This window comes from Shewanella sp. HL-SH5, assembly GCF_051163755.1.
Lineage (GTDB): Bacteria > Pseudomonadota > Gammaproteobacteria > Enterobacterales > Shewanellaceae > Shewanella > Shewanella glacialimarina.
The window spans coordinates 2,977,604-3,004,132 of record NZ_CP195038.1 but is presented as its reverse complement, the minus strand read 5'-3'; the positions used below and the strand labels follow the sequence as shown (position 1 = coordinate 3,004,132).

General features: G+C 42.0%; 23 protein-coding genes. 16 read left to right on the top strand and 7 right to left on the bottom strand.

Features of this window, described 5'->3' with window-relative positions:
• Positions 1 to 30 precede the first annotated feature (30 nt).
• The 9 genes from ACRWQM_RS13140 to ACRWQM_RS13100 all read left to right on the top strand — a co-directional run bounded on the left by ACRWQM_RS13140 (position 31) and on the right by ACRWQM_RS13100 (position 7,836).
• The gene (locus ACRWQM_RS13140; protein WP_434928958.1) at positions 31 to 495 is read left to right on the top strand and encodes a SoxR reducing system RseC family protein; all 465 of its coding nucleotides are present in this window, start codon (positions 31 to 33) and stop codon (positions 493 to 495) included.
• Positions 496 to 643: 148 nt separating this feature from the next.
• A complete protein-coding gene (gene lepA, locus ACRWQM_RS13135) occupies positions 644 to 2,434 on the top strand; it encodes a translation elongation factor 4 (protein WP_434928566.1) in 1,791 nt (596 codons plus the stop codon).
• A 176-nt stretch (positions 2,435 to 2,610) separates the two neighbouring features.
• Positions 2,611 to 3,525, top strand: a complete 915-nt coding sequence (lepB, locus tag ACRWQM_RS13130) for a signal peptidase I (protein ID WP_434930275.1) — start codon at positions 2,611 to 2,613, stop codon at positions 3,523 to 3,525.
• The gene (gene rnc / locus ACRWQM_RS13125) at positions 3,525 to 4,205 is read left to right on the top strand and encodes a ribonuclease III (RefSeq protein ID WP_434928568.1); all 681 of its coding nucleotides are present in this window, start codon (positions 3,525 to 3,527) and stop codon (positions 4,203 to 4,205) included. Before lepB ends, rnc begins: the two co-directional genes overlap by 1 nt.
• Complete coding sequence (gene era, locus ACRWQM_RS13120) at positions 4,202 to 5,215, top strand: GTPase Era (RefSeq protein ID WP_434928569.1); 1,014 nt, start codon at positions 4,202 to 4,204, stop codon at positions 5,213 to 5,215. Before rnc ends, era begins: the two co-directional genes overlap by 4 nt.
• Positions 5,216 to 5,257: 42 nt before the next feature.
• On the top strand, positions 5,258 to 5,965 hold the full coding sequence (recO, locus tag ACRWQM_RS13115; RefSeq protein WP_434928960.1) for a DNA repair protein RecO: 708 nt from the start codon (positions 5,258 to 5,260) through the stop codon (positions 5,963 to 5,965).
• Positions 5,966 to 6,063: 98 nt separating this feature from the next.
• Complete coding sequence (gene pdxJ / locus ACRWQM_RS13110) at positions 6,064 to 6,801, top strand: pyridoxine 5'-phosphate synthase (RefSeq protein ID WP_434930274.1); 738 nt, start codon at positions 6,064 to 6,066, stop codon at positions 6,799 to 6,801.
• Entirely contained in the window at positions 6,801 to 7,181 is a 381-nt protein-coding gene (gene acpS / locus ACRWQM_RS13105; RefSeq protein ID WP_434928571.1) for a holo-ACP synthase, read from the top strand. Before pdxJ ends, acpS begins: the two co-directional genes overlap by 1 nt.
• A 130-nt stretch (positions 7,182 to 7,311) precedes the next feature.
• Complete coding sequence (locus ACRWQM_RS13100; RefSeq protein WP_434928572.1) at positions 7,312 to 7,836, top strand: DUF962 domain-containing protein; 525 nt, start codon at positions 7,312 to 7,314, stop codon at positions 7,834 to 7,836.
• Positions 7,837 to 7,931: 95 nt separating this feature from the next.
• Here the strand turns inward: ACRWQM_RS13100 and ACRWQM_RS13095 are convergent, their stop codons facing one another.
• Complete coding sequence (locus ACRWQM_RS13095; RefSeq protein ID WP_226410689.1) at positions 7,932 to 9,293, bottom strand: YjiH family protein; 1,362 nt, start codon at positions 9,291 to 9,293, stop codon at positions 7,932 to 7,934.
• A gap of 480 nt (positions 9,294 to 9,773) precedes the next feature.
• Here ACRWQM_RS13095 and ACRWQM_RS13090 point away from each other — a divergent pair, with 480 nt between their 5' ends.
• Entirely contained in the window at positions 9,774 to 10,397 is a 624-nt protein-coding gene (locus ACRWQM_RS13090) for a hypothetical protein (protein WP_434930273.1), read from the top strand.
• Between the two features lie 85 nt (positions 10,398 to 10,482).
• Here ACRWQM_RS13090 and ACRWQM_RS13085 read toward each other — a convergent pair whose 3' ends face one another.
• Complete coding sequence (locus ACRWQM_RS13085; protein ID WP_434930272.1) at positions 10,483 to 11,370, bottom strand: U32 family peptidase; 888 nt, start codon at positions 11,368 to 11,370, stop codon at positions 10,483 to 10,485.
• A gap of 11 nt (positions 11,371 to 11,381) precedes the next feature.
• On the bottom strand, positions 11,382 to 12,395 hold the full coding sequence (gene ubiU, locus ACRWQM_RS13080; RefSeq protein WP_434930271.1) for a ubiquinone anaerobic biosynthesis protein UbiU: 1,014 nt from the start codon (positions 12,393 to 12,395) through the stop codon (positions 11,382 to 11,384).
• Between the two features lie 149 nt (positions 12,396 to 12,544).
• On the opposite strand from ubiU, the gene ubiT reads away from it, so the two are divergent.
• The gene (gene ubiT, locus ACRWQM_RS13075) at positions 12,545 to 13,072 is read left to right on the top strand and encodes a ubiquinone anaerobic biosynthesis accessory factor UbiT (protein ID WP_434930270.1); all 528 of its coding nucleotides are present in this window, start codon (positions 12,545 to 12,547) and stop codon (positions 13,070 to 13,072) included.
• A gap of 85 nt (positions 13,073 to 13,157) precedes the next feature.
• On the opposite strand, the gene ACRWQM_RS13070 is transcribed toward ubiT, so the two are convergent.
• Positions 13,158 to 14,606 (bottom strand): ice-binding family protein, encoded by a 1,449-nt coding sequence (locus ACRWQM_RS13070; protein WP_434930269.1) that lies wholly within the window; start codon positions 14,604 to 14,606, stop codon positions 13,158 to 13,160.
• Positions 14,607 to 14,895: 289 nt separating this feature from the next.
• Complete coding sequence (locus ACRWQM_RS13065; RefSeq protein ID WP_434930268.1) at positions 14,896 to 17,310, bottom strand: ice-binding family protein; 2,415 nt, start codon at positions 17,308 to 17,310, stop codon at positions 14,896 to 14,898.
• A gap of 578 nt (positions 17,311 to 17,888) precedes the next feature.
• Here ACRWQM_RS13065 and ACRWQM_RS13060 point away from each other — a divergent pair.
• The 4 genes from ACRWQM_RS13060 (at position 17,889) to ACRWQM_RS13045 (ending at position 23,640) form a co-directional block, all read left to right on the top strand.
• Positions 17,889 to 20,510: a PAS domain S-box protein gene (locus ACRWQM_RS13060; protein WP_434930267.1), complete on the top strand. Its 2,622-nt coding sequence runs from the start codon at positions 17,889 to 17,891 to the stop codon at positions 20,508 to 20,510.
• Positions 20,510 to 22,060 (top strand): sigma-54-dependent transcriptional regulator, encoded by a 1,551-nt coding sequence (locus ACRWQM_RS13055; protein WP_434930266.1) that lies wholly within the window; start codon positions 20,510 to 20,512, stop codon positions 22,058 to 22,060. The genes ACRWQM_RS13060 and ACRWQM_RS13055 overlap by 1 nt, the downstream gene beginning before the upstream one ends.
• Positions 22,061 to 22,236: 176 nt before the next feature.
• Positions 22,237 to 22,617 (top strand): PA2779 family protein, encoded by a 381-nt coding sequence (locus ACRWQM_RS13050; RefSeq protein ID WP_434930265.1) that lies wholly within the window; start codon positions 22,237 to 22,239, stop codon positions 22,615 to 22,617.
• Between the two features lie 126 nt (positions 22,618 to 22,743).
• Positions 22,744 to 23,640: a PA2778 family cysteine peptidase gene (locus tag ACRWQM_RS13045; protein WP_434930264.1), complete on the top strand. Its 897-nt coding sequence runs from the start codon at positions 22,744 to 22,746 to the stop codon at positions 23,638 to 23,640.
• 82 nt (positions 23,641 to 23,722) lie between these two features.
• Here ACRWQM_RS13045 and ACRWQM_RS13040 read toward each other — a convergent pair whose 3' ends face one another.
• Entirely contained in the window at positions 23,723 to 23,980 is a 258-nt protein-coding gene (locus ACRWQM_RS13040; RefSeq protein ID WP_226410683.1) for a YfhL family 4Fe-4S dicluster ferredoxin, read from the bottom strand.
• A 19-nt stretch (positions 23,981 to 23,999) separates the two neighbouring features.
• Positions 24,000 to 25,388, bottom strand: a complete 1,389-nt coding sequence (gene yegQ / locus ACRWQM_RS13035) for a tRNA 5-hydroxyuridine modification protein YegQ (RefSeq protein WP_434928579.1) — start codon at positions 25,386 to 25,388, stop codon at positions 24,000 to 24,002.
• Positions 25,389 to 25,673: 285 nt separating this feature from the next.
• Here yegQ and ACRWQM_RS13030 point away from each other — a divergent pair, with 285 nt between their 5' ends.
• Entirely contained in the window at positions 25,674 to 26,516 is an 843-nt protein-coding gene (locus ACRWQM_RS13030; RefSeq protein ID WP_434928580.1) for an HDOD domain-containing protein, read from the top strand.
• Positions 26,517 to 26,529: the final 13 nt, after the last annotated feature.

Sequence of the window (26,529 nt, the reverse complement as noted above, 5' to 3'; positions counted from 1 at the left end):
CAAAACGGCCCGCAAGAGTCTAGTGCCTTAATGGAGGAGCTTGCGCGCGTGGTTGAATATCAATCTGGTTGGGTTATGGTTGAGGTTGAGTTAAAAAGTGCATGTAATCATTGCAGTAGTAGTGAAAATTGTGGTACCTCTGCAGTTGCTAAAGCCTTTTCTGTCAAAACTCAACGTTTTGCTATTGCCAGCGATAAATCCTATCAGCAAGGCGATATGCTCAAACTTGGCTTACCTGAAAGCGTGATTATTAAAGCGGCAGCACTGGTGTATCTTCTCCCTTTGTTGGGACTCTTTATGTTTGCCGCTTTGGGTCATCTACTAGGGCTTGGTCTGGCGCTTGATACTAATACCAGCGCCATGTTGATGGCATTAATTGGTAGCGCATTAAGTTGGCGAATTGGTAAATATTTTGCCCATCGAATTGAGGCTGATGCTCAACCTGTGATTATCAGTAATTTAGGCCAAAAAGTGGATCTATTCCGTCAAGTTTAATGATTTTTACTTCCTGCATCATATCGATTAGCCCTATTTCTACCCTCATTTAAACATCAATGATGAATCTGATTGGTATTGCTACCCTAATCAGGTACAATTTGACACCATATTTTTCACCTTTTTTAGTAGTAGTCATTGCCTCATAATGAAACACATTAGAAACTTTTCAATTATTGCCCATATCGACCATGGCAAATCCACCTTATCTGATCGTCTTATCCAGGTTTGTGGCGGCTTAAGTGACCGCGAAATGGCTGCTCAGGTTCTTGATTCAATGGACATTGAACGTGAGCGTGGCATTACCATTAAAGCCCAAAGTGTGACCTTGGACTATACCGCCAAAGACGGTAATACCTATCAGTTAAACTTTATTGATACCCCAGGCCACGTTGACTTTTCATACGAAGTCTCTCGATCTCTAGCCGCTTGTGAAGGCGCGTTATTAGTCGTCGATGCTGGCCAAGGTGTTGAAGCGCAAACATTAGCAAATTGTTACACCGCCTTAGAGATGAATCTAGACGTTGTACCGGTATTGAATAAAATTGATTTACCACAAGCTGAGCCAGATAGAGTGGCGGCAGAAATCGAAGATATCGTAGGTATCGATGCTATGGATGCTGTGCGCTGCTCAGCAAAAACAGGTGTTGGTATTCAAGATGTACTTGAAGAAATTATTGCCAAAATTCCACCACCGCAAGGGAATATCGATGGCCCTTTACAGGCACTTATCATCGACTCCTGGTTTGATGCTTACTTGGGTGTTGTGTCATTAGTACGCATTAAACACGGCGTTTTAAAGAAAGGCGATAAGTTTAAGGTTATGTCTACAGGCATAAATTACAACGCTGATCGCGTGGGTATTTTTACGCCAAAAGAGAAAGATACTGCAGAATTAAAAGCTGGTGAAGTAGGTTATGTTATCTCTGGTATTAAAGAGATCCATGGCGCACCTGTAGGGGATACGCTAACACATGCTAAGCATGGCGCTGAATTGCCATTACCTGGGTTCAAGAAAGTAAAACCGCAGGTTTATGCCGGTGTTTTCCCTATTTCGACAGACGAATATGAAAACTTCCGCGAAGCATTAAATAAACTATCGTTAAACGATGCATCACTATTTTTTGAACCAGAAACCTCTGGTGCACTTGGGTTTGGTTTCCGTATTGGTTACCTTGGTCTGTTGCACATGGAGATCGTTCAAGAGCGTTTAGAGCGTGAATACAATCTTGATTTGATAACCACTGCGCCAACCGTTGTGTATGAAGTTGAAATGACCAATGGTGAAGTTATCTATGTAGATAACCCATCGGATCTACCTGCACTGAATAATGTGACAGAAATCCGTGAACCGATTGTCGAAGCCAATATTTTAGTGCCAAAAGAATACTTAGGTAACGTGATTACCTTATGTATTGATAAGCGCGGTATGCAAACCAATATGGTTTATCATGGTAATCAAGTTGCAGTGACATATCATTTGCCGATGGCAGAAGTAGTTATGGACTTCTTTGATCGCTTAAAGTCGACTAGCCGTGGTTATGCATCACTTGAATATAACTTTATTCGTTTTGACCCTGCTGACATGGTCCGTCTTGATATCTTAATCAATGGTGATCGTGTTGATGCATTAGCGATGATTATCCACCGTACAAACATTCGTCATCGTGGCCTTGCATTGGTTGAAAAGATGAAAGAGCTTATTCCAAGACAGATGTTTGATATTGCCATTCAAGCCGCTATTGGTAGTCAGATTGTTGCACGTTCAACAATTAAAGCCTTACGTAAAGATGTTACCGCTAAATGTTACGGTGGTGACGTATCGCGTAAGAAGAAGCTACTAAACAAGCAAAAAGAAGGTAAAAAACGAATGAAGCAAGTGGGTAATGTTGAGGTGCCACAGGAGGCATTCTTAGCAGTATTGAAGTTAAATGATTAATCATAATTAACCCAAAAGCTTCAAAGATGACGCCGCATTAAGCGGCGTTATCGTTATAATAAATCTAATTTATCTGCAAAAATGATTTCAGTATTGAGTCGTTAAAAATGACTTACACTGTTTGTGTTGATAATAACGTTCAAAGTGTAAGACTTATTTTAGGAGTTCTATCAGTAATGGCAGCTTATTTTTCTACCATTCTCGTGCTAGTCACCCTTATCAGTGGTCTGATTTGGCTGATTGATGTGCTATTTTTTGCGCCTAAACGCAAAGAAAAACTCGCCTTAGCCCAGTCTGGTTCACAACAGCTTAGTGAAGAAGCAATTGATAAAATTATTCGTGAGCCTGTGGTGGTTGAAACAGCGCATTCAATTTTTCCTGTTATTGCGTTTGTGATGATCCTGCGCTCATTTATCTACGAACCCTTTCAAATCCCATCGGGCTCTATGATGCCAACATTGCTGGTGGGTGATTTTATTTTAGTTGAAAAGTTCAGCTATGGATTACGTGACCCTGTATGGCGTACCAAGCTGATTGAAACTGGTGAGCCTGAGCGTGGTGATGTATTTGTGTTCAAATATCCTGAAAACCCAAAAATTGACTATATTAAACGTGTTGTGGGCTTACCTGGCGATAAAGTGACTTACACTAATAAGCAATTAACTATTCAGCCCAAATGTAGCAGCGATAACGTTTGTCCTGATCCTGTCAGTATTGCACATGTGGAAGTTAATCGTGGCGAGTTTACCCATGAAGGTGTTCCATTAATCCGTTACAAAGAAACGACAGGTGGGCTTGAACACGACATTTTAGTTAATCCTTCTCGTCCTGATTTCAGACAACATTTTTATCAGCAGTCAGGTACTCAAATAGGTGAGTTTATTGTGCCAGAAGGGCAATATTTTGCTATGGGTGATAACCGTGATAACAGTACCGACAGTCGCTTTTGGGGCTTTGTCCCTGAAGAAAATCTAGTCGGTAAAGCCGTGGCAATTTGGATCAGTTTTGAATTTGACCGTGACGCTAGTGGATTGTTACCAACATGGGTACCCAGTGGTGTCCGTTTTGAGCGCACAGGCGGAATAAAGTAATGGAACCGATTAAAAACCTGCCTAGATTGTGCCGTACTATAGGTTATGAATTTAACGATATTAACTTATTAACTCAAGCGTTAACCCATCGCAGCGCAGCGAATAAGCATAATGAACGCTTAGAGTTTTTAGGTGATTCGATTTTATCGATTATTATATCTGATGCCTTATATCACCAGTTTCCAAAAGCGACAGAAGGTGACTTAAGCCGCATGCGCGCCACCTTGGTAAAAGGTGATACTTTGACCATTATTGCGCAAGAATTTAAGCTTGGTGATTATTTGTTTCTAGGCCCTGGGGAACTTAAAAGTGGCGGTTTTCGTCGAGAGTCTATTCTGGCCGATGCCGTCGAAGCGATTATTGGTGCGGTATATCTTGATGCAAACATAGATGCATGCCGCAGTTTATTACTAAACTGGTATAAACAGCGCTTAGTCAATATTAAGCCAGGTATCAATCAAAAAGATCCTAAAACGATTTTACAAGAACATCTTCAAGGTTTTAAAAAGCCTTTGCCTGACTACCAAGTTGTCAAAGTTGAAGGTGAAGCTCACGATCAAACCTTTACGGTTGAATGTCGTATTACAGACTTAGCCAATGTCGTTACCGGCGTCGCAAGTTCAAGAAGAAAAGCTGAACAGCTAGCGGCTGCTCAGGTGTTGGAGTTACTGAATAAATGACCAAAAAAACTGACTTGCCAAGTCAACAAGCTGAGGCACCACAAGAGCCAAGCTTAAATGAATTATTGTCAAGGATGAACCTTGCAGCACCACAAGCCACTGCTCAATATGATGTGACTTACTGCGGCATGGTTGCCATTGTTGGCCGCCCTAATGTGGGCAAGTCGACTCTGCTGAATAAATTACTCGGCCAAAAGGTCAGCATTACGTCTAAAAAACCACAAACTACACGCCATCGTATTATGGGTATCCACAGTGATGGCCCAAAACAGATTGTCTTTATCGACACGCCTGGCTTACATATCGAAGAAAAGCGTGCTATTAATCGTTTAATGAACCGTGCCGCAGCAAGTTCATTAGCGGATGTATGCATGGTTATATTCGTTGTTGATGCCATGATATGGACGGCAGATGATGAAATGGTGCTGCAAAAGATTAAGCATCATAATGATGGTCGTAAAATTGTTTTGGCTATCAATAAAGTGGATAACATTAAAGATAAGGAATCGTTATTTCCTTATTTAGAAGAGTTAGGTAAGAAGTTTGATTTTGATGATATATTGCCAATCTCAGCCAATAAAGGCACCAATGTTCAACGTATATTGGAACTGGCACAGGTTTCATTACCTACGGCGCCATTTTACTTCCCTGAAGATTATGTGACGGATCGATCACAGCGTTTCATGGCATCTGAAATTGTACGTGAAAAGCTAATGCGCTTTTTAGGTGATGAATTGCCATATGATTGTACCGTCGAAATTGAGCAATTTAAGATGATGGAAAACGGTGTTTACCAGATTAATGCGCTTATTTTAGTTGAACGTGATGGTCAAAAACGCATGGTGATTGGTAATAAAGGTGAACGAATTCGCACCATTGCCACCCAGGCACGTTTAGACATGGAAACCTTGTTTGATAATAAAGTGTTTCTTGAAGTTTGGGTCAAAGTTAAATCTGGCTGGGCTGACGATGAACGCGCACTGCGTAGTTTAGGTTATGGCGACGATTAACCCTTTTGTCTTTGTTACTCTAAACATACGAACATGGCCACGATGAAACGTGGCTATGTTTTACATCACAGGGCTTATCGCGAGTCCAGTGTGATTGTTAACTTACTGATTGACGGTGTCGGACGTGTTGATGCCATTGCCCGTACTGGCAGTGGTAAACGTTCAATTAAATCAATACTACAACCGTTTCAGCCACTTATTATTCAATTTAGTGCCCAATCAGAAGCTAAAAACCTTTCTTTAAAAACCGTGACTCACATTGAAGCCGCCGCACCTGCTATTCCGCTCAGTGGTACTAGCTTGTATTCAGGTTTTTATTTGAACGAATTATTGGTGCGTCTGTTAACGGTTGATCATCAAGCAGAACCTTTATTTATAGCTTATCATCGCAGTTTAATATCCCTAGCCGAGTCATTTTGCTCCAGCCATTTACGTTTTTTTGAAAAAGCACTATTGCTTGAACTCGGCGCATTACCTTCGCTGCAATATGATGTTGACGGTAATACGATTGAAGCGACTAGTGCGTATCGATTAGAAACTGATTGTGGTTTTATTCCAGTGCTACAACATAGTGCAGGTACATTTAATCACAGTCGAAGTGTAGTGCCGGGTGCTATGTTAATTGCGCTGCAAAATGAGCAGTTATCAGCAGAGCACCTCAATAGTGCCAAAGGTTTGATGCGTTTTTTACTCACGCCACTATTAGGCAATAAACCATTGTTGAGTCGTCAATTATTCGTTAAGCCCTAGCGAGTACAACAATGCGGATAATAATCTCGAATTAACTCACCATTATCAGTACAATAGCCAGACAATAATTTTATTATCATCATGATAAGGAACCTACCGTGAGCGCCATTTTTTTAGGTATTAATATCGATCATATCGCCACCCTACGTCAGGCTCGTGGCACCCATTATCCTGATCCTGTTCATGCTGCTGCAGTTGCTGAGCATGCTGGTGCCGATGGTATAACGATTCATTTACGTGAAGACCGTCGCCATATTCAAGACCGTGATGTTTACTTATTAGCAAAGACCCTTAAAACACGGATGAACTTTGAATTTGCGGTCACGGAAGAGATGATTGCTATCGCCTGTGAAGTCAAGCCTGCTTACGCTTGTTTAGTGCCAGAAAAACGCGAAGAGTTAACCACTGAAGGTGGTTTAGATGTAGCTGGCCAGTTAGATAAAATTACTGCAGCGGTGACTCGTTTAGCTGCACAGGGCATTAAAGTGTCATTATTCATCGATGCCGATAAAGCTCAAATAGATGCAGCTGTCGCATCTGGTGCACCCTACATTGAAATTCATACTGGCTGTTACGCAGACGCACATACTGATGCAGAACAAGCTCAAGAGTTAAAACGCATTGCAGAAATGGCTACCTATGCGCACAGTAAAGGCTTAGTCGTTAATGCAGGTCATGGTTTGCACTATCATAATGTTAAACCGATAGCGGCTATTCCAGAGTTATATGAGTTAAATATTGGCCATGCTGTTATTGCGCGTGCGGCTATTGATGGTTTAGATAAAGCGGTACGTGATATGAAGCAATTAATGCTTGAAGGTCGTAGAGGCGAGTAATGGCGATTGTCGGCATAGGTACTGATATTGTTGAAATTGCGCGCATACGTGATCAACGTGAACGACTTGGTGACAAATTGGCCAAGCGTGTGCTGACAGATGCAGAATTTGCACTTTATGCCGCATCAAAAATACCAGAGCGATTTCTGGCAAAACGTTTTGCCGCAAAAGAAGCCGCCGCTAAAGCATTAGGAACAGGCATTGGGCGTGGGGTGTCATTTCAACATATTCACATTGCTAATGATGCCAATGGTGCGCCTATCGTCACTTTTACCCTGGGAGCAAAAGCACGACTTGAGCAATTAAAGGGGCGTCATGGCTTTATTACTATTGCTGATGAACAACATTATGCGGTGGCAACTGTGGTGTTAGAGAGTTGATTGGGTATCCATTTTAGATTTATCTTACCCTTCATATTATTAAGGCGCATTGGCGCCTTTTTTAATGGCTTTGCAAATTAGATTTCATACGTTAAATTAATAAGATAATAACTCAAAATAGAGACTCAAAATGAAATCAGCAGTAGAACAACTTTCCACCTATAAAAGTGTTCATTTGAACCCGAAAAATATTAAAACCCATTTTTTTGGGGTGCCAATGATCATTTGGTCAGCATTTTTAATGTTTGGAACATTACGCTTTCAATACGGTGACTTCGAATTCAGTGCGGCAATGGTAGTGATGTTGATTGTGCTTGGTTATTACTTCAAGCTGCATGTTAGGCTTGCTATAGGGCTAACGTTATTTATCGTCCCTGTGTTAATTACCTCTGAAATGGCAGTACATACCGCCCATCCTTTTGTATTAGCCATATCCATATTTGTGATTGGTTGGGTGATTCAATTTATTGGTCATAAATATGAAAAAGCTAAACCTGCTTTTATGGATGATTTAAATCAGTTACTTATTGGGCCATTTTTTTTAATGGCGGAACTGTATTTTATGTTTGGCTGGGAAAAACAATTAGATGCAGAAATAACACCTATTGCCAGAGATAAACGTCGAGCAATTGAAGCCGCTAAGCGGGCTGTTTAGGCTTAACGCTAAACATAAACCTCAAAGTTAGCTGATTATAAAATAAAAAAGCCGTCTGATGACGGCTTTTTTATTAGTTGAGTCTGAGTAATCACTTAAGACAGAATGATATGTCCCATTAAGGCGATAACAGGTAAGGTCACTACTGTACGTAAAATGAAGATAACGAACAGTTCTAAAAAGTTAACTGGAATCTTACTGCCAATAAGCAGGGCACCGACTTCGCTCATATAAATTAATTGGGTAACTGATAAAGCAGCAATCACAAAACGCGTCAGGTCCGACTCAATTGAGCTGGCTAAAATTGAAGGAATAAACATATCAGCAAAACCGACAACAATCGTTTTAGAGGCCAGGGCAGCATCGGGGATTTGTAATAGTTCCAATAAAGGGATGAAAGGCATGCCTAAATAATCAAATATGGGAGTGTACTCTGCCAGTATTAACGCCATTGTGCCAATGGCCATAACCACAGGTATTATGCCAAAAATCATATCGACGACATTTTTAATCCCATCTAATATCACTTGTTTAACACTAGTGACTTGTGATGCGCGTTCTAATGCTTGATGGTAACCCCAAGAAAATACCCCATGACCTTTTGGGATCATCTCATCATCTGGGTGACGGGGAGTGTCATCGATATAGTTATCTTTCTTCCAAGAAAGTGGGGGCAACTTAGGTACTATGATTGCAGCGACTATGCCTGCTAAACAGACAGTCAGATAAAATGGTACAAATAAGTGCTCTAATTTAACCTGTGAAATTACCACTAAGCTAAATGTAATTGATACTGCAGAAAACGTGGTACCAATAACCGCTGCTTCTCGTTGCGTATAAAAGCGTGTTTCATACTGCTTAGACGTCATTAAAATCCCGACACTACCGTCACCTAACCAAGAGGCGATACAATCAACGGCACTGCGTCCGGGTAAGTTAAATATTGGCCGCATAACTTTTGTTAGCATAGTGCCAAAAAATTCAAGCAATCCAAAATTCAGTAGTAGGGGTAATAGCATACCTGCAAATACAAATACTGAAAAAAGCACAGGCAGTAAGTCGTTATACACTAGACTACCAGTATTACCTGAAATAATAGCTTCAGGGCCAACTTCAAAGCACGTTAAGCCAATAAATACCGCACCTAGTACTCGCATTAGTAACCAAAACAGTGACACATTAAGCAAGGCATGTAAAAAATGACTTTGTCTGACAAACTTAGGTTTGATTAATCTGGCCAGAACAGAAATAAAGGCCATAAAAATTACAATACCAGTGACAATCAGTTGAATCGTATTTCCCATTGCGGACTGTAACGCTTTAGAAACGATAGCAATAGGTATGGTTAAGCCGTTGTCTGTGCTAATAGGGGCAATAAAAAGTAACAAACCGATCAGAGACGGTATGATAAAAGTTAATATTGTCTTGAGATTATGTATTGGTTTCTGTTGGTTCACGTCTAATACCTTAAATCTACCTACTTGAGGCAGTCAATAAATTACCAAGTCCTGCCAATAAGAGTATGGCTAAAAGTATTTATGATAGTTATTTTTGCCGCAAGGTTACCGTCTATTCAAGTTTAAGTAAAATGATTCAATTAAACGAATAGTTAGCACTTATTTTTGATTATTTATATTGTATCTTAAAAAAGCTTTTATGTACTTAAAATAAATGTAATCAGAAGGTTACACTTGTTAATGAGGTCTAGTGTTTTTTTACTTTTATTCTGTTTTAGGTATCAGAGTTGTCTTAAATTGACTCTGTAGGTACATATTCACACATCTGTAACGCCAATATGCCAATAAAAATACTACTAAATTATAGAGTTTTTATCTAAAAGCGCGATAATTAAACAATAGTTTTGCTGTTTAGCACTCAGTTTTATAATTCAATGTCATTTAAACTGCATGTGCATGCGTTTAACAGTAAATGGTGTTATGACAAATCAACACAAAATTGCCCAGTTGGCTGTACGTTTTAATTTATTAGGATGTTTTGGGCTACTGTTAGGCTTGGTGATCGCCAGCACCTTAGAGATCTCGCGCGATGGATTTGCAGGTTTCTTGCTACTTCAAAGCAGTGTGAGTGAACTGGGGCATTATGGTCATTCTGAATTTGCACTGCTTTTGAATGGGGGAATATTTTTTGGTAGCCTGAGTATCGCATTAGCCTGCTTGTTTGCTTTGCAAGTGACCAAAGGTTGGCTTAAATATCCTTTTTGGTTGAGTTTCGCTGCTAGTTTTCTTGCTTTGGCAATCACAGGCCTATTTCCATTAAATGTTTATCATTTACATATTCATGGCCTAAGCTACTTAATGATATTTTCAACTGTCGCTAGTGCGACTTTTATCCTTTATGCGATTGATATGGGCTGGCAGCGAGTTAAGATTGCATCTCTGCTTGCTTCTATTTGCTTACTACTTAATTTCAGTGCGTTTATTCTCCCCTATGCAAATGTTATTTCGACTCCAACTCAGGTGACGACTTTCGTGGATATTATCGCAGCATCTGCAACGTTATCTCCCACCCCCGAGCTTTGGTGGCAGGCATTCATTCAATAGTGCAGTGATATTACATTGGTTTGTTGGGTGTTATCACTGCTGCCTTGGTTAAATAAATCTGTTAAAACATAGTGGCTTTTAAAGGTTATAGTGCATTAGTACTTTGATTTATTTGCATTCCCGCTTCACCAAACCAGTATCCATTACACTCTATCGCTGAATGTGATGGTGTTATCGCTATCAATTCACTGTGCTGGCTGGATGCTATTTGATTAATTAATCCTATGTCCTCCAGTCCAGTTGGTGACAATCGCCAATAATCGACACCGATTTTAGACATTGAAGGGATCTGATTAATGAGATTAACCTTTGCTGCCGATTGAGTTTGGATACCGTTTAATCTCAGTAGAGGTTGTGACTCTTGGGTTTGGGTCAACAGCCCTTTGGGGTATTGCAGACAAACAATCTGGCAATCGAGCTTAGGTTTTTGATGATGCTTGGCAGTAAAGCAACGGGCTGAATGCGCTAATGGCATGTAGCCATAACCTAAAACTTCAGTTTCGAATGGTGTTGTATTTTGTGTTAATACTTGCTCGAGCCATTTTCGGGACAGCTCGTAGGGCATCACAAATCTTGTCATGCCTAATTTTTGCATGATATCAAGACAACCTCGATTATAGAGGTTCAATGATGGGCCGCATATAAAAGGTATATTCGCTTCTGATGCAAGGTTAACAGCCGCCATGTCATTGGCTTCAATAGCAAACTCACCATTATCTATAATGCGTTTAAGCTCATTAATTTCTGAGTGCGACTCAATTAAGGTCATGGTGGTTAAAATCACTTTTTTTCCTTTAGCCGCCAGCATATGAGCCAATTCAAGGTAATCTTTATATTTCATTTCACGACGGCGACTGCAAATGACCTCGCCTAAATAAACGGTATCTATGTTAGTGTCAGCAATCGCTTGGTAATACTCAAATATGCTGGTTTTATTCCAGCAATATGTCAGGGGCCCGAGAGAAAGTTTCATGTCATTAGTCCCTATTGCCATTGGCGTTCATATGCACCCAAAGTGGTGACTTGGCCTTCTGACACTTTATCGAGTGCTGAATGCCATTGATGTTGATTTTTAAGTTTTTCGTTAAAGAGTTCTGGTGATTGAAAGTAGGCATCAATTGCCTGGCGCCACACCTGAGTGACTTGGGTGACATAAGCTGGGCTACGTTGACGCCCTTCAATTTTAAGTGAGCGAATACCTGCTTGGGCAAGCTCAGGAATAAGTCCGATGGTATTTAAGCTAGTCGGTGACTCCAGCATATATTCAGCTGTCATTTCGCTATCTGTTTGGTAACGCCCTTTGCACACCACCGGATACCCTAATTGTTCATCTTGACTGGCTTTGTCAATCAGTACCTCATTTAAGCGGGTTAACTTTTCGTTGCCAGAATCTTGCCAGCGAACATGATTAGCTGGTGAGCAAGAGCCGCCGGTATTGGGCGACTGGCCTGTCACATAGCTGGATAACTGGCAGCGACCTTCGGCCATAATACAAAGGCTGCCAAAGGCAAATACTTCTAAATCAACCGGGCTGACCTTAGCTAAGTCTCTAACTTGCTTCATGGACAGTACTCGAGGTAAAACTGCACGTTCAATGTTGAATTGCTTTTTGTAGAAAGAAAGCGCGGCAACATTGGTCGCGCTAGCTTGCACAGATAAATGCAAGGGTAGACCAGGGTAATGGTGATGGGCATATTCGAGTAATGAAATATCGGCGCAAATTACCGCATCCAGATTTAAATCCGCGGCGAGATCGATGGCTTGTTTCCAACGTCCTTCATGCCCAGGTTTTGCAAAGGTGTTTAGAGTCAGGAAAAGTTTTCTATTTTGTTGTTTAGCCAATTGACTCGCTTGTTTTATTTGCTCCGCTGAAAAATTAAGTCCAGCAAATGATCGAGCATTGGTGTCATCTTTTAATCCAAGGTAAACGGCATCTGCGCCAGCATTAAATGCCGCTTTTAAGGCGGCAAGGTTACCCGCAGGACATAAAAGTTCCATGATCTTTCTCGCAGTTTTGTTGTTATTGTCGATAGGGCGTTGAGTGTAAAAGCGATTGAGTTAACAAGGTTTGATTTGGAACAGGTTTCTAAGCATAAAATCTGGGTAAACTGGTTTGAATTATTACCTATTCCCTGTAGGAGAGCTTCATGTTAAATGGACTACAGCAATCCCTATCTACAAAAATACTAACTTCAGCACCTGTAATGACGCGTCATTCTTTAGCTATTATACCCAAGCGTTTCAAGCGGGAGGTGATAACTAAATTGATCAATTTAGCCCTCGAAAAACAACTTTCAGCAGGTGAGATGGATTTTATTGCAGGTAAATGGCTTGGTATAAAAGTGCTTGATATTGGTCTAGATTTTGCGATAAGCATAAGCCAAGTAATCCAGCCTAAGGTGGTCGTGAGAGAATTAAACCAAACAGATGTGACCTTCAGCGGAAATATGCCTGAACTGCTGTTAATTGCCTCTGGTAAAGAAGATCCCGATAGCCTTTTTTTTCAACGTAAACTATTGATTGAAGGGGATACTGAGCTGGGTTTAGAAGTAAAAAACCTGTTGTTAGCAATAGAGCTAGCGTCTTTGCCTAAACCTGTTGGTATGGCAATTAACACTTTATTGTGTAGCCTAGAAACCCTAAAGGCCCAGGCAACCATGGCAAAAACTGCCTGATTGAGCTAAAAAACGCATAAAAAATCCGCTAAACAGGGTTTGGCGGATGTTGATTTAATATACGAAAACAATCAGTGTTCGAGCATTACTCTGTAGGTTGAGTCACTGTATTGTGATCTAAGGTGACGGCTGTTTGGGTCATCAATCTACCGTTAACTGTCGCGTCTGTGTTTATGCTTATGCCTTTTTCAGCCAAGACAACGCCTTCAAGATGTGCAGTGGTGCCAATTGCCATACCTGCTGTGCCGCCAACCTGCCAGAAGATATTTTTTGCCTGAGCGCCGCCTTGCAGGGTAACCCGGCTAGCATCGGCCTGAGTAAGATCACCGGCTATCTGAAAAATCCATACGTCATTAGCAGTGCCAGAAAGTGTCACATCGGTAGAAATCAATACACCTGAACTCCACTTGTATAGACCTGGCGCTAATGTCATACCACTGATATCACCGGCACCAAGCTCAGTAAAATCGGGTAGTGTTCTGCCCGCTGCATCGGTATAGGCCGTGCCCATATCAAGCACAGCGTTAGCCACTAAAGTATTATCTACAGCAGCGCCTGCAAAACAAGTAATGGCTCCACTGCCGGTATAAGCTGCATCCGCACCATAAATTATACCGCTGATTTCATTACAAAATACATTATCCATTGCCGCCGCTGTGATAGGGCTTGAACCTATGTTGCCTGTTATAGCAGAGGCTGGAATATTGGTAATACCTGTCTTAGTCAAAATCACAAAATCACCTGCACCGCTTAACTTCACCGGATCGGGTCCAAGGGCGGCGACAGCACTGGTGGTAAAGTTCCAGCTGAAATTAGCTGCTAATTGATTAGCGGGTGTGGCTAAATCGCTGATAGCGGTTGTCAGGGTGGCAGTATAAAGCGTGTTGGCCGCTAAATTATCGTCTGGATTAAAGCTTGCCATCGTGCCTTGGAAGCTAACAACACCGGCGATATTATTTGTACCGTCACTTAAGGTAAAACTAGAATCGCTCAAGGTCTCAGGATTAAGCGCTTCACTAAAGGTTGCGGTTACATTTCTATTTAAGGCAAAATCCAGCGCTAAATTAGCAGGGGAGTTTGACAGAACTGTCGGCGCAGTAACATCCGGTAGCGCTGAGGTGGTAAATGCCCAGCTAAAGCCACTGTCAAGTACTATGCCAGCAGCACTTGTTACCTCTGTTGTGAGTGATGCTTTGTACATTGTGTTATGTGAAAAATCACTGTTTGGGGCAAATACAGCGGTATTGCTGGTTTCATTATAAGAAACAGTGCCTAACACGGCCGTTTGGCTCGGATCAGTTAAGGTAAAGCTGGCGTCATTAATTGTCGCTGCTTTCATCGCTTCACTGAAGGTGACAGTGATTTGTTGGTTGATCGCGACATCAATAGCAAGATCGATAGGGTTACTGGCGTTAATGACAGGCACTGTTGTCGCTTCAGCGTCATTGTCACTGTTACAGCCTGTGGCTAAGGTCGCCATCAATATCGTGCTAGCTAATATCGTCTGGCTATAATATTTATTTGTTGTGTGCATTGTTTATATCCTTTAAAAATTTAACATCGCAATTCAAAGAATGCTCACGCCCCACCATCGTAAATTAACCGATGAATAGATTTTCCTTTGTTGCAGTGGATTATTTTCGATAGTTGAAGTCGCGTATATAGACAAATGTTAGTTTGATAACCTTGACCATAAACGGAACTGTTTACTGCTTATATCAGCTCCTAAATGGATCTCATTGCGCAGTGGTAGTGAATAAAGAGGAGACAGACTGTCTCCTCATTCTTTCTATCACATCGACTTGTGTAAGCCGACCGTAAAATTAGTTAGCTTTGGTTACGGCGTTAGCATCCAGGGTGACCTGATCAGTAACGGCAAACAATCGACCTGTAACGTTAGCACCGGTCAGCACGTTCACTTCAGACCAAGCAAAAACATTACCAGAGAAGCTTGTGTTAGTGCCGATAACTGCCTTTCCAGCCGTTCTCCAATAAACGTTCTTTGCCTGTGCGCCATTGATAAGCACAATGTCGCCACCTGGCGCACCAGATGTCAGGTTTCCGCCTATGGTAAAGATGAACACAGAATCTGGATCGCCTTCGCCATCAAGGGTAAGCGTACCAGTTTGAAGGGTCACATCGGATGCGGTTTTATACACACCACGAGTTAGCGTCAAGTTACCTAGTTCAATCGGACAAACTTGGGTAGCAGCGTTTGGATTAGGATCTGCCGCTAGGAAGTTATACGCGATCCCAAGGTCAGTTCTTGACTGGTTAATAAATGCGACCATCGAAGCATACGGCACAGGAACCACATAAGGGGGTGTGCTATCGTCGCCAGCATAAGACAAACCATTGGTTAGTTCGGTAAATTCGCCAGCATTAACGCCTGCAGTAAAACCTGCGTAATAAGTACGTGCCTGGTCAAGAATACCTAAATCACCATCGACTAGGGCTGAACCACTGGTAGTAGTAATGGCTTGTGATGCGAGAATGACAAAACGCTTCACTTCACCTAGTTCAGGCGCTAATGGGTTATTTGGCAGAGCAGCAGTAACATTGAGCGTCGTATTTGCTGATACCACGCCAAGCGTAGCTTCAATCACAGATGAGCCAACTTCAATAGCCGTTGCACGTCCACTGTTAAGCATTCCATTGGGATTCATTGTAGCAACCAGAATATCGCCTGAAGACCAAATCACAGTCGAGGTGATATCAGTTGAACTCGCGTCCGAATAATTACCTGTGGCAACAAACTGCTGAGTTGCCCCTTTGACAATACTCGGATTGATAGGGGTGACATCAATTGAATTTAATGTCGCAGAAGTCACTGTCAATGTTGATGCGTCTGATAGTGAAGCTAATGTTGCACTAATATTGGCTGAACCTGCATTCATACCCGTAGCAAGTCCGTTGCTGTTGACCGTTGCAACAAAGGTATCATTAGAAGACCAGGTAACTGCAGCTGTAATGTCAGCAATAGAGTTATCAGAATAAGTTCCGGTTGCGGCAAACTGTTTATTGACCCCATTAGGAACAGTCGGATCAATCGGTGATACCAGAATAGAGCTCAACGTTGCAGCTGTGACTGTCAGTGTAGTGCTTGCTGATACGTTGCCTTTGGTTGCAGTAATAAGTGCATTACCCACGTCAAGGCCTTTAGCAAGACCGCTAGTGACTTGTGCATTGGGATTCATAGTGGCAATTAGGGTATCACCAGAAGACCAGATAACTGAAGTCGTAATGTTAACTGTCGTGGCGTCGGAATAAGTTCCAGTAGCAGTTAATTGTTGGCTTAGTCCCTTAGCAATACTAGGATTGGTTGGCATTACGGTAATAGAGACTAAGGCTGCATCGGTTACAGTCAATAATGACGTCGCGGACAGGGTTTCAAATGTTGCTGTAATAATTGATGAACCGACAGCAATGCCGCTCGCAAGACCACTGGTATTTACTGTTGCAACCAGTGCATCAGCCGATGACCAGCTTGCCGTGGTAGTAATATCAACAGCAACACCATCGGAATAAGTGCCGGTAGCAGTGAACTGCTGTGTTAGGCCATTAGCAATACTTAGTGCTGCTGGGGTTAATGCAATTGAACTTAATGTAGCATCTGTTATGGACAGCTCAGTGCTTGCATCTTCTGCACCGAAAGAAGCTGAAATCACTACCGTTCCTACAGCAACGCTGCTGGCAAGACCATTGGCATTAATGCTAGCAACAAGTGTATCTGCTGATGTCCAATTAACCAAAGTCGTCACATCTGGCGAGGTGCCATCTGAATAAGTGCCTGTGGCGATAAATTGTTTTGTTAGCCCATTAGCAATACTGGGATTTACAGGTGTGATAGCTAAACTTGTTAAGGTCGCATCTGTGATCGTTAGCGTGGTTGTTGCCGCTAATACCCCGGATGAGGAATTTATCGTTGCTGTGATATCAACATCACCTGTAGCAACACCATTTGCTAGGCCGCTGTCACTGATGGTCGCCACAGTCGAGTCAACTGATGACCAGGTTGCCGTATTAGTGATATCAGATGAGGTTCCATCTGAATATGTACCCGTTGCTACAAATTGCGTGTTTAAACCCAAAGCAAGGCTCGAGTTAGTTGGCGTAATCGCAATCGCAGTAAGTGCTGCGCCATTATCATTATTGTTATCTCCATGGCACCCTGCTAGGAGGGTTACCCCTAATAGCATAGCGAATACGAGATAAGCTTTTGTTACAAATCTATTCATTTTATTCTTCCTTAGTACCTAGTTGAATTACTTATATTTCTGTTTTCTTACACCAATAAAATCAATAATTTCTTTAACAGGGATGACTGCCGAAATTCATCTGGATTCTTGGTCGTGTAATGTTCATTTTTTCAATGAGGGGGCCACATATTGGAGTAAAATATCGAGAAAGTTATCCAGTTGATTGCATATATCACGCCAACACACTGGCTAAGCTTGCAAGTATAGATTTAGTTGTTTAATAACAATGCTATACGGGTTTTTATCTGGTGTTAGGATTAAATATTGATTATAAAAAATCTTTGCTATATGAAAGAACTGTCATATATAGCAGATATGGATTTTACAAATGGAAATTTTTGTGGTTACTGAGATATAAATAGGCGGCTTATCAGTAAGTAATGCTATATTGGATAACGGATAACGGATAACGAATAACGAATAACATAAGCAGACCTGAGCCAATATTGCAGCTTATTTAGTGCCAGCCAGTCAGACAACCGACTCGGCAGTTTTATATCCTTTGGGCCGCGATCCCAGTCTCCGTCAGCACCAACTGATGAACATAGAGATTAGACATGAAAAAAGAGCACAAAAAAAACCAATCAAACTTGACCTATTCAAATGTCTCTAAAAGTGTAGATGACCTAAGAAATGGCGATAATGCTGACGTATTTGAAGCCGCGATTGAAGAGGCAATGTTTGATATAGGTGAACGCCGACAAGCGGAAGAAGCATTGCTCAATGCTGGCGCTTTGCAGCGCGCCATTTTTAATAGTGCAAACTTCTCCTGTATTGCTACCGATGCTAAAGGGGTTATCCAAATTTTCAACGTTGGTGCCGAGCGCATGCTAGGTTATTCGGCCATTGAAGTGGTCGATAATATTACTCCAGCCGAAATATCGGAACCACAAGAAATCATCGCCCGTGCCAAGGCGCTTTCTGCTGAATTTAGCACGCCGATAGAACCCGGTTTTGACGCACTAGTGTTTAAGGCGACGCGCGGTATTGAAGACATCTACGAATTAACTTATATCCGCAAAGACGGCAGCCGTTTCCCTGCAGTGGTGTCAGTTACCGCACTGCGCGACGACCCAGGCAGTATAATAGGCTATTTGCTGATCGGCACAGATAACAGCGTCGGTAAGCAGGCGGAAGAAGCCTTGCTCAAAGCGGGTGCATTGCAGAAAGCCATTTTTAACAGTGCCAACTTTTCCAGTATTGCTACCGATGCCCGTGGTGTTATTCAGATATTTAATGTGGGGGCCGAGCGCATGCTGGGCTATACCGCAGACGAGGTGATGAACAAGATCACCCCCGCTGACATTTCCGACCCGAAGGAAGTTATCGAACGCGCTAAAGTGCTTAGTATAGAACTTGAAACCCCCATTACGCCGGGGTTTGATGCGTTAGTATTTAAGGCGCGCCGTGGTATTGAAGATATCTACGAGCTCACCTATATACGTAAAGATGGCAGTCGCTTCCCTGCGGTAGTGTCGGTCACCGCATTACGTGATGAGCAAGACGCTATCATAGGGTATTTGTTAATTGGTACAGACAACACCGCGCGTAAGCGCATCGAGGAAGAACAGAAGGAACTCGGTCGGCGACTGCAAGATCAACACTTTTATACCCGTAACCTGATTGAATCCAACATAGATGCACTGACCACCACAGATCCATCCGGAATTATTACTGATGTGAACAAACAAATGGAAGAGCTTACAGGTAATAATCGCGATTCCTTGATAGGCACGCCATTCAAAGCTTATTTCACCGATCCCACACTTGCCGCTGCCGGAATAGAAAAAGTGCTAAGTGAAAAGAAAGTGTCCGACTATGAACTCACAGCCCGAGCCAAGAATGGCAAGGAAACCGTGGTTTCCATTAACGCAACCACCTTCTATCACCGTGACCAAAAATTACAGGGTATTTTTTATGGTGCCCGCGATGTAACGGATCGCAATCGCCTCAATCAAAAATTGCTTGAAAAGAACATTGAGCTCGAAAATGCCAAAGCGGTAGCGGAGAAAGCCAACCTTGCTAAATCCGATTTTCTATCCAGTATGAGCCATGAGCTGCGAACGCCTTTAGGGGCGATATTGGGGTTTGCACAACTGATGGAGTCGGGTATTCCGCCACTCGCACCTGCACAAAAACGCAGCATTGCTCAAATCCTTAAAGCCGGGTGGTATTTACTTGAACTAATCAATGAAATTCTTGACCTAGCGTTGATTGAATCAGGCAAATTACCTATGTCAATTGAAGCCGTGTCGCTGGCAGAAGTCATAGAAGAATGTGTGTTGATGAGTGAGCCACAAGCGAGAAGCCATAATATCAAGGTTGTCTTCAAACGTTTGGCGACTAAGGACTTTCTTAATGTTGATCGGACCCGATTAAAGCAGGTGATTATTAACCTGCTTTCCAATGCGATTAAATACAACCGAGAGGGCGGCAGCGTAGTACTAGAATGCAGCCAAAGTAGCGAAGATATGATGCGCATCAGCGTTCGCGATACGGGCGAAGGCTTGTCTGCTGAGCAGCTTTTTCAACTTTTTCAACCCTTTAACCGTTTAGGGCAAGAAGCTAATGGCCAAGAAGGCACTGGGATTGGTCTGGTGGTTAGTAAACGTTTGGTCGAATCTATGGGGGGGATTATTGGCGTACAAAGTACGGTAGGTGTTGGCAGTGTCTTCTGGTTTGAATTACATCGAACAGACCAACCTTTATCTAGTATTGAAAATACACCCGCTATGGCTTCAGTAGCGCTAGAGTATGAAGCCCCTGAACGCTTGCAAACCTTGTTGTATGTCGAGGATAACCCTGCCAATTTGATGTTAGTTGAAAATATCATTGCTCGTCGGTCCAATCTGCGTTTTCTCAGTGCTGCCGACGCCATTAAGGGTATAGAAATGGCACATACTCATCAGCCGGATGTTATTTTGATGGATATTAATCTTCCAGGAATTAGCGGCTTGACCGCATTGAAAATTCTCAGGGAAAGCCCGATGACAGCGTCAATACCTGTGGTAGCACTTAGTGCTAATGCCATTCCTCGCGACATTGAAAAAGGGCTTGATGCAGGTTTCTTCGGTTATCTCACCAAACCACTGCGAATTAATGATTTTATGAAGACACTGGACATAGCGCTTGAACAAGCCAATAAGTCAGTAAATAGTCTGGATAAGGGGACACAATAATGGCGATCACTGAAATCGATATTCTTAACGCCAATATTCTTATTGTTGATGATCAGGAACCTAATGTCATTTTGCTCGAACAGCTGTTGCTAAATAGTGGTTATAGCCAAATAACCACGACTATGGATCCCCAAAAAGTCTGTGAGCTTAATCGGCAAAATCACTATGATTTGATCTTACTTGATTTACAGATGCCAAAAATGGATGGCTTTGAGGTGATGGCTGCGCTTAAGGCTGATGATGACAACGATTATGTACCAGTGTTAGTGCTCACAGCCCAACCTAATCATAAGTTGCAGGCCTTACAAGCTGGCGCTAAGGATTTTATCTGTAAACCTTTTGACCTGATTGAAGTCAAAACGCGCATTCATAACATGCTGGAAGTGCGCTTGCTGTATAAGCAATTAGGATTGAATAACAATACTCTGGAAGAGACTGTACAACAGCGTACAGCAGAGTTAACCAAGACTAATCAGCAACTGGGTCAGGAAATTGAGGAGCGTAAAAAGGCAGAAGCGTCGCTACGAGAGACTTATACACAAATTAAACAATTAAAAGATAAACTTCAGGCTGAGAATGTTTATCTGCAAAAGGAAGTAGCGCAGCAGTTTAATTTCGACGAAATTATCGGCAACAGTAAGCTTCTCTCGCAGGTTTTTCAGAAAGTAGAGCAAGTGGCACCTATGGATGCGACAGTGCTGCTACTTGGTGAAACTGGGACTGGGAAAGGTGTAGTTGCCCGCGCAATTCACAGCCGCAGTTCGCGCCAAAAGCGACCCATGATCACAGTAGATTGCACCACCTTGCCGGCGACACTAATAGAAAGTGAGTTGTTTGGTCGAGAGCGGGGCGCTTTTACTGGTTCCGACAGCAAACAGATCGGCCGTTTTGAGTTAGCCGATGGTGGTACCCTGTTTCTTGATGAAATCGGCGAAATGCCGCTGGAGATGCAAGCCAAACTACTTAGAGTCATTCAAGATGGCGAATTTGAACGTTTGGGCAGTCCGCGTACGATTAAGGTTGATGTAAGAATTATAGCCGCCACTAACCGTAATTTGCTCGAAGAGGTGCGTAACGGAAAATTCCGTGAAGATCTCTATTATCGGCTCAATGTATTTCCGATAACTCTGCCACCATTAAGGCAACGTAAAGAAGATATTTCACTGCTAGTTAGTCATTTTGTGATTAAATTCAATAAGAAGATAGGTAAGCAGATTGACACAATTAGCCAGGAGGCACAGCACGCTTTACAGCAACACCATTGGCCCGGGAATGTGCGAGAGCTAGAGAGCGCCATTGAACGAGCGGTTATACTCAGTGAAGGGCATTCTCTGCAGATATTCGATCGCTTCGATAGCTTTGCCAAACTGTCGCAAAACGAGGAGTCTTCGGTTAAAGCCTTGGTTGAGCTAGAGCATGATCATATCGTCAAAGTGTTGCAGCAGACTAAGTGGCGCATCGAAGGCATTAAAGGTGCGGCATTGATCCTTGGGCTCAACCCCAGCACTCTGCGTGCCAGAATGCGTAAATATGGCATAGTAAGGCAGTGATATTTGGTCAATATTGAATGGGTATACTTAAGATTCATTAGCCACTATCATGTCGTTTAATCAATCTTTTATGAAAGAAAAAAGCTAAGGGTTACATCCAGATATACCTTGTTATTACTCAACATTCACACTACTCTCAATGAGAAGTTTACACTCGCTAAACCAAAGGAAATCCAATGAAAAATGTTCTTACAGTTGCCGCAGTAATATTAACTTATTTGACTTGTATTTCGGGCGCCTACGCCGGCATAGTTTCTTCCGAACAGGTTATAGTCCAGCAACAAAGTATTTATAATAAGCAACAAGTTATTGAAATGCTTAACAACGTTGAAGTTCAAGATAAACTGGTGGCTCTTGGTGTTAGTATTGAAGATGCAGAAATCCGTATCGCCAGTATGACGGACCAGGAATTAAATCAATTGAATACCCAAATGAATGATATGCCTGCAGCAGCAGGTGGCATCGTTGGGGTGGTCGTCACTGTATTAGTGGTATTAGTGGTACTCGATTTGGTGGGTGTTACCGACGTATTTTCCTTCATTCGGCCAATAAACTAAATCGTTTCTTCAAATATCAGTGCTACTTGTATTTTGAAATATAGCATATTCAAAAAAGCCATTCTGTTGATTGGCTTTTGTTTATTTATGAGTGGCTGTTCATCGGTTACACCTCAAACATCGCAATTGTTAGCAAATCCCCCTAATATCCCTCTTAAATATCAAATAGCCGACGTGCCTTTTTATCCTCAAGAGGATTATTTTTGCGGTCCCACGACGCTATCGGAAGTATTTAATTTTTATGGAGTGACTAAAACGCCACAGCAAATTGCACCAGCACTTTTTATTCCAGATTTAGAGGGCAGTTTACAAATTGAAATGGTTGCTGCAACACGTCAACAGGGGCTGCTTGCTTATGCTGAGTCTGGTAGTCTGACACAACTACTTTCTTTGGTGAGTGAAAATATTCCAGTTATTGTATTACAAAATTTATCCACAGCATGGTATCCCATGTGGCACTTCGCAGTGGTTACAGGCTATGACCTAGATAAGCAGCATGTGGTCTTGCATTCAGGTACCAATAAAGACCGAATCGCCGAATTTAAAGTATTTGAACAAACCTGGAAGCGAGGCCAGTATTGGTTGCTGGCGGCAGTGCCAACTGATACCGCAAGTTTACATTTTGATCCGTTCGTTTATGCCAGTGCAGCTCAAGATCTATTTAGTATTGGTAAAAGCACTTACGCGATTGAAGCTTTAGAAAATGCCACCCGACAATGGCCAGATTACTGGCTAAGCTACTTTTTACTCGGAAACTATTATTTAGCCATTGATAACGTCAAGGCTGATTTTTGGTATAAGCAGGGACTCATTTATACTGAGCAACTGGCTGAACAACACTCTGAGCAACAGGCTGCCTATTTAAATAACTATGCCTATAGTTTGTCTTTGTCAGGCTGTAAACCGCGAGCAATGGAAATGATTGAAAAAGCACTTAGACTGCAACCGGCTGATAGCAATATTCAAAGTAGCCAAAAAGAGATCGAAAAAATGCCTGATAATTCTGTTTGTTTCAGTAATTAAGCCAATCTCTACCTTCAGCTATTGAGTATTTAGGCGTTTAGTTGAAGTCTAGTCTATTGACTTAAATAGGCTTTTGTAGCGATTAATTTGCTTGTGGCCCTGTAAGTTCGGCATATTTAATAAGGAGCTCATCTTGAGACTCCTTATAGTCTGGATCAATGGCGATACAATCAATAGGACACACAGAAATACAAGTCGGTTTATCATAATGACCTACGCATTCGGTGCACAGTTCAGGATCGATTTCATAGACTTCTTCGCCCATAGTAATAGCTGAATTTGGGCATTCAGGTTCACACATGTCGCAGTTAATACAGCTATCGTCGATGAGTAGAGCCATAGTTTAACCTTATAATAGTTTAACCTTGTTGATGAGGATTACGAGTATCCTGACCTTGTGGCAAGTTACGCATTAAAATTGCTTTATCAGTACTGACTTCTGGTGGTAGTTTTAGGAATACAAAGTGCCCAGAACCTAACCCAGCTTCAACTTGTTCACCCTTACGGTTAACAAGATGGTTAATGGTTAGGTTCATATTACCCTGTGGTGTCATAATTTCTACACTATCACCAACGGAGAACTTATTTTTAACATCAATTTCGGCCAGGCCATCGGCATTACGTTTACCGGTAAACTCGCCCACAAATTGTTGAGTGTCACTAACAGAATAACCATGTTCATAATTTTGGTATTCGTCATGCACATGGCGGCGAAGGAAGCCTTCAGTATAGCCTCGATGAGCTAAGCCTTCTAAATTATGCATAAGTGTTCGGTTAAAGTCCTTACCCGCAGCGGCATCTTCAATTGCCTGACGGTATAACTGTGCAGTGCGAGCCACATAATAGAAAGACTTAGTTCGACCTTCAATTTTTAATGAGTTAATGCCCATTTTAGTCAATCGGTCGACATGCTGAATCGCACGCAAGTCTTTTGAATTCATAATATAGGTGCCGTGTTCATCTTCAAAGGCAGGCATGAGTTCACCTGGACGACCGGGCTCTTCGAGTAAGAACATTTTATCGGTAGGTGCACCTGCACCTAAGGTAGGTACTGTAATTTGTGCATCCCTTGGATTATAAATTGAAGGGCTTGATTGCAGTGCTATGATGTCACCATTGTCATCTTGCTTGGCTTCATGGGCATCATACTTCCAGCGGCAACTATTAGTGCAAGTACCTTGATTCGGATCGCGCTTATTAATATAACCAGATAATAAACAGCGACCAGAATAAGCCATACATAATGCACCGTGAACAAACACTTCAAGCTCAATATCAGGGCAACGCTGACGAATTTCTTCTATTTCATCAAGTGACAATTCTCGGGATAAAATGACTCGTTTAATGCCTTGTTGTTGCCAAAATTTAACCGATGCCCAGTTAATCGCATTAGCTTGTACTGAAAGGTGAACCACTTGTTCAGGAAATGCTTCACGTACCATCATGATTAGTCCGGGGTCAGACATGATCAGCGCATCGGGCTTCATCGCAACCACAGGTTCCATATCTTTTAGATAGGTTTTTAATTTGGCATTGTGGGGCGCAATATTACTCACAACATAAAGTTTTTTACCTAAAGAATGTGCCTCTTGAATACCACAGGCTAGGTTTTCCATCTTAAAGTCATTATTTCTAACCCGTAAACTATAGCGAGGCTGGCCAGCGTATACAGCGTCTGCACCATAAGCAAAGGCATAACGCATATTTTTAAGGGTACCGGCAGGAGACAATAGCTCTGGTTTAAACATAATTACTCTCAATCTAGCTTTAAAAACGCACCAATCGCGGGGGCAGGATCGTACTTAAGATATAACCGTGGAGCAAACATAGCCCTCTGTTATGTGAGGTAACTCTCCTTTTAAGCTTACCAACAGTGATATAGATGTATATTAAACTTGTGCTGAAGTGGTAATATAATTTTGTTAGTAAAGTTTTAACATTGTAATGATTTTGATTAGCTTAACTCGCACATTAGCCTGTATTCGGTATACAATTCTATTCTTAACGATTTTCCTTTTTTTGATGGAGACAATATGTCTACTGAACATCAACTACTAGTCAGCTTATTAAAAAAACTAAAAGACGACTCATTAGTACTTCCAACATTGCCTGAAGTGGCCATGAGAGTTCAAGAAGTGGTTTCCCGTGCTGACTCTAGTTTGAAACAAGTGGGTGATATTATTGGCCAAGATGCGGCTATTTCTGCCCGGATCATTAAAGTGGCTAATAGCGCATTATATTCAAGAGGCAACAAAGCCGAGAATATAACTGCAGCGGTAAACCGTATCGGCTTAATTCAAATTAAATCAATTACGACTTCTGTTGCAATGGAGCAGCTATTTATCTCGACTAATGAAATGGTCTGGGAAGTCATGGATGAAGTATGGAAAACATCTATTGAAGTGACAGCAGCGGCTTGTGCAATGTTAGAGATTTATAATAAGCGTAATCCAAGTAAAAAATTAGACCGCGAAACCCTTACCTTAGCGGGATTGGTACATAATATTGGTGCATTACCGATATTGTCTGAAGCAGAATTACACCCAGAGTTATTTGCCAGTATCGATCAGCTACGCGGCTTAGTACGTAAAATGCAAGGGCCTATAGGTCGAGCTGTATTGAAAAGTTGGGACTTTGCCCCTGAAGTGACTGAAGTGGTTGAACGATGGGCTGATTTACATTATTTGCCAGAGCGCGTCACCTATTTAGACTTTATTCGCTCAGCCGCTTTTTATACCGGAGAGTTGCGTGCGGGTGAAGAGTTAGAGCAGCGTCTCAGTGTTTTCGCTGATCGAGGATTACCTGTAACGCCAGAGGATTTAGGCAGTGATGTGTTTACTGATCTATATCATTCAATTAAAGAAAGTTATGAATAATTAATACTAACAA

What these genes read in the sequence shown, in the direction of transcription:
- ACRWQM_RS13140 (WP_434928958.1), top strand. Translation starts at nt 31, where the DNA reads ATGGAGGAGCTTGCGCGCGTGGTTGAATATCAATCTGGTTGGGTTATG.
- lepA (WP_434928566.1), top strand. Translation starts at nt 644, where the DNA reads ATGAAACACATTAGAAACTTTTCAATTATTGCCCATATCGACCATGGC.
- lepB (WP_434930275.1), top strand. Translation starts at nt 2,611, where the DNA reads ATGGCAGCTTATTTTTCTACCATTCTCGTGCTAGTCACCCTTATCAGT.
- rnc (WP_434928568.1), top strand. Translation starts at nt 3,525, where the DNA reads ATGGAACCGATTAAAAACCTGCCTAGATTGTGCCGTACTATAGGTTAT.
- era (WP_434928569.1), top strand. Translation starts at nt 4,202, where the DNA reads ATGACCAAAAAAACTGACTTGCCAAGTCAACAAGCTGAGGCACCACAA.
- recO (WP_434928960.1), top strand. Translation starts at nt 5,258, where the DNA reads ATGAAACGTGGCTATGTTTTACATCACAGGGCTTATCGCGAGTCCAGT.
- acpS (WP_434928571.1), top strand. Translation starts at nt 6,801, where the DNA reads ATGGCGATTGTCGGCATAGGTACTGATATTGTTGAAATTGCGCGCATA.
- ACRWQM_RS13100 (WP_434928572.1), top strand. Translation starts at nt 7,312, where the DNA reads ATGAAATCAGCAGTAGAACAACTTTCCACCTATAAAAGTGTTCATTTG.
- ACRWQM_RS13090 (WP_434930273.1), top strand. Translation starts at nt 9,774, where the DNA reads ATGACAAATCAACACAAAATTGCCCAGTTGGCTGTACGTTTTAATTTA.
- ACRWQM_RS13085 (WP_434930272.1), bottom strand. Translation starts at nt 11,370, where the DNA reads ATGAAACTTTCTCTCGGGCCCCTGACATATTGCTGGAATAAAACCAGC.
- ubiU (WP_434930271.1), bottom strand. Translation starts at nt 12,395, where the DNA reads ATGGAACTTTTATGTCCTGCGGGTAACCTTGCCGCCTTAAAAGCGGCA.
- ubiT (WP_434930270.1), top strand. Translation starts at nt 12,545, where the DNA reads ATGTTAAATGGACTACAGCAATCCCTATCTACAAAAATACTAACTTCA.
- ACRWQM_RS13070 (WP_434930269.1), bottom strand. Translation starts at nt 14,606, where the DNA reads ATGCACACAACAAATAAATATTATAGCCAGACGATATTAGCTAGCACG.
- ACRWQM_RS13065 (WP_434930268.1), bottom strand. Translation starts at nt 17,310, where the DNA reads ATGAATAGATTTGTAACAAAAGCTTATCTCGTATTCGCTATGCTATTA.
- ACRWQM_RS13060 (WP_434930267.1), top strand. Translation starts at nt 17,889, where the DNA reads ATGAAAAAAGAGCACAAAAAAAACCAATCAAACTTGACCTATTCAAAT.
- ACRWQM_RS13055 (WP_434930266.1), top strand. Translation starts at nt 20,510, where the DNA reads ATGGCGATCACTGAAATCGATATTCTTAACGCCAATATTCTTATTGTT.
- ACRWQM_RS13050 (WP_434930265.1), top strand. Translation starts at nt 22,237, where the DNA reads ATGAAAAATGTTCTTACAGTTGCCGCAGTAATATTAACTTATTTGACT.
- ACRWQM_RS13040 (WP_226410683.1), bottom strand. Translation starts at nt 23,980, where the DNA reads ATGGCTCTACTCATCGACGATAGCTGTATTAACTGCGACATGTGTGAA.
- yegQ (WP_434928579.1), bottom strand. Translation starts at nt 25,388, where the DNA reads ATGTTTAAACCAGAGCTATTGTCTCCTGCCGGTACCCTTAAAAATATG.
- ACRWQM_RS13030 (WP_434928580.1), top strand. Translation starts at nt 25,674, where the DNA reads ATGTCTACTGAACATCAACTACTAGTCAGCTTATTAAAAAAACTAAAA.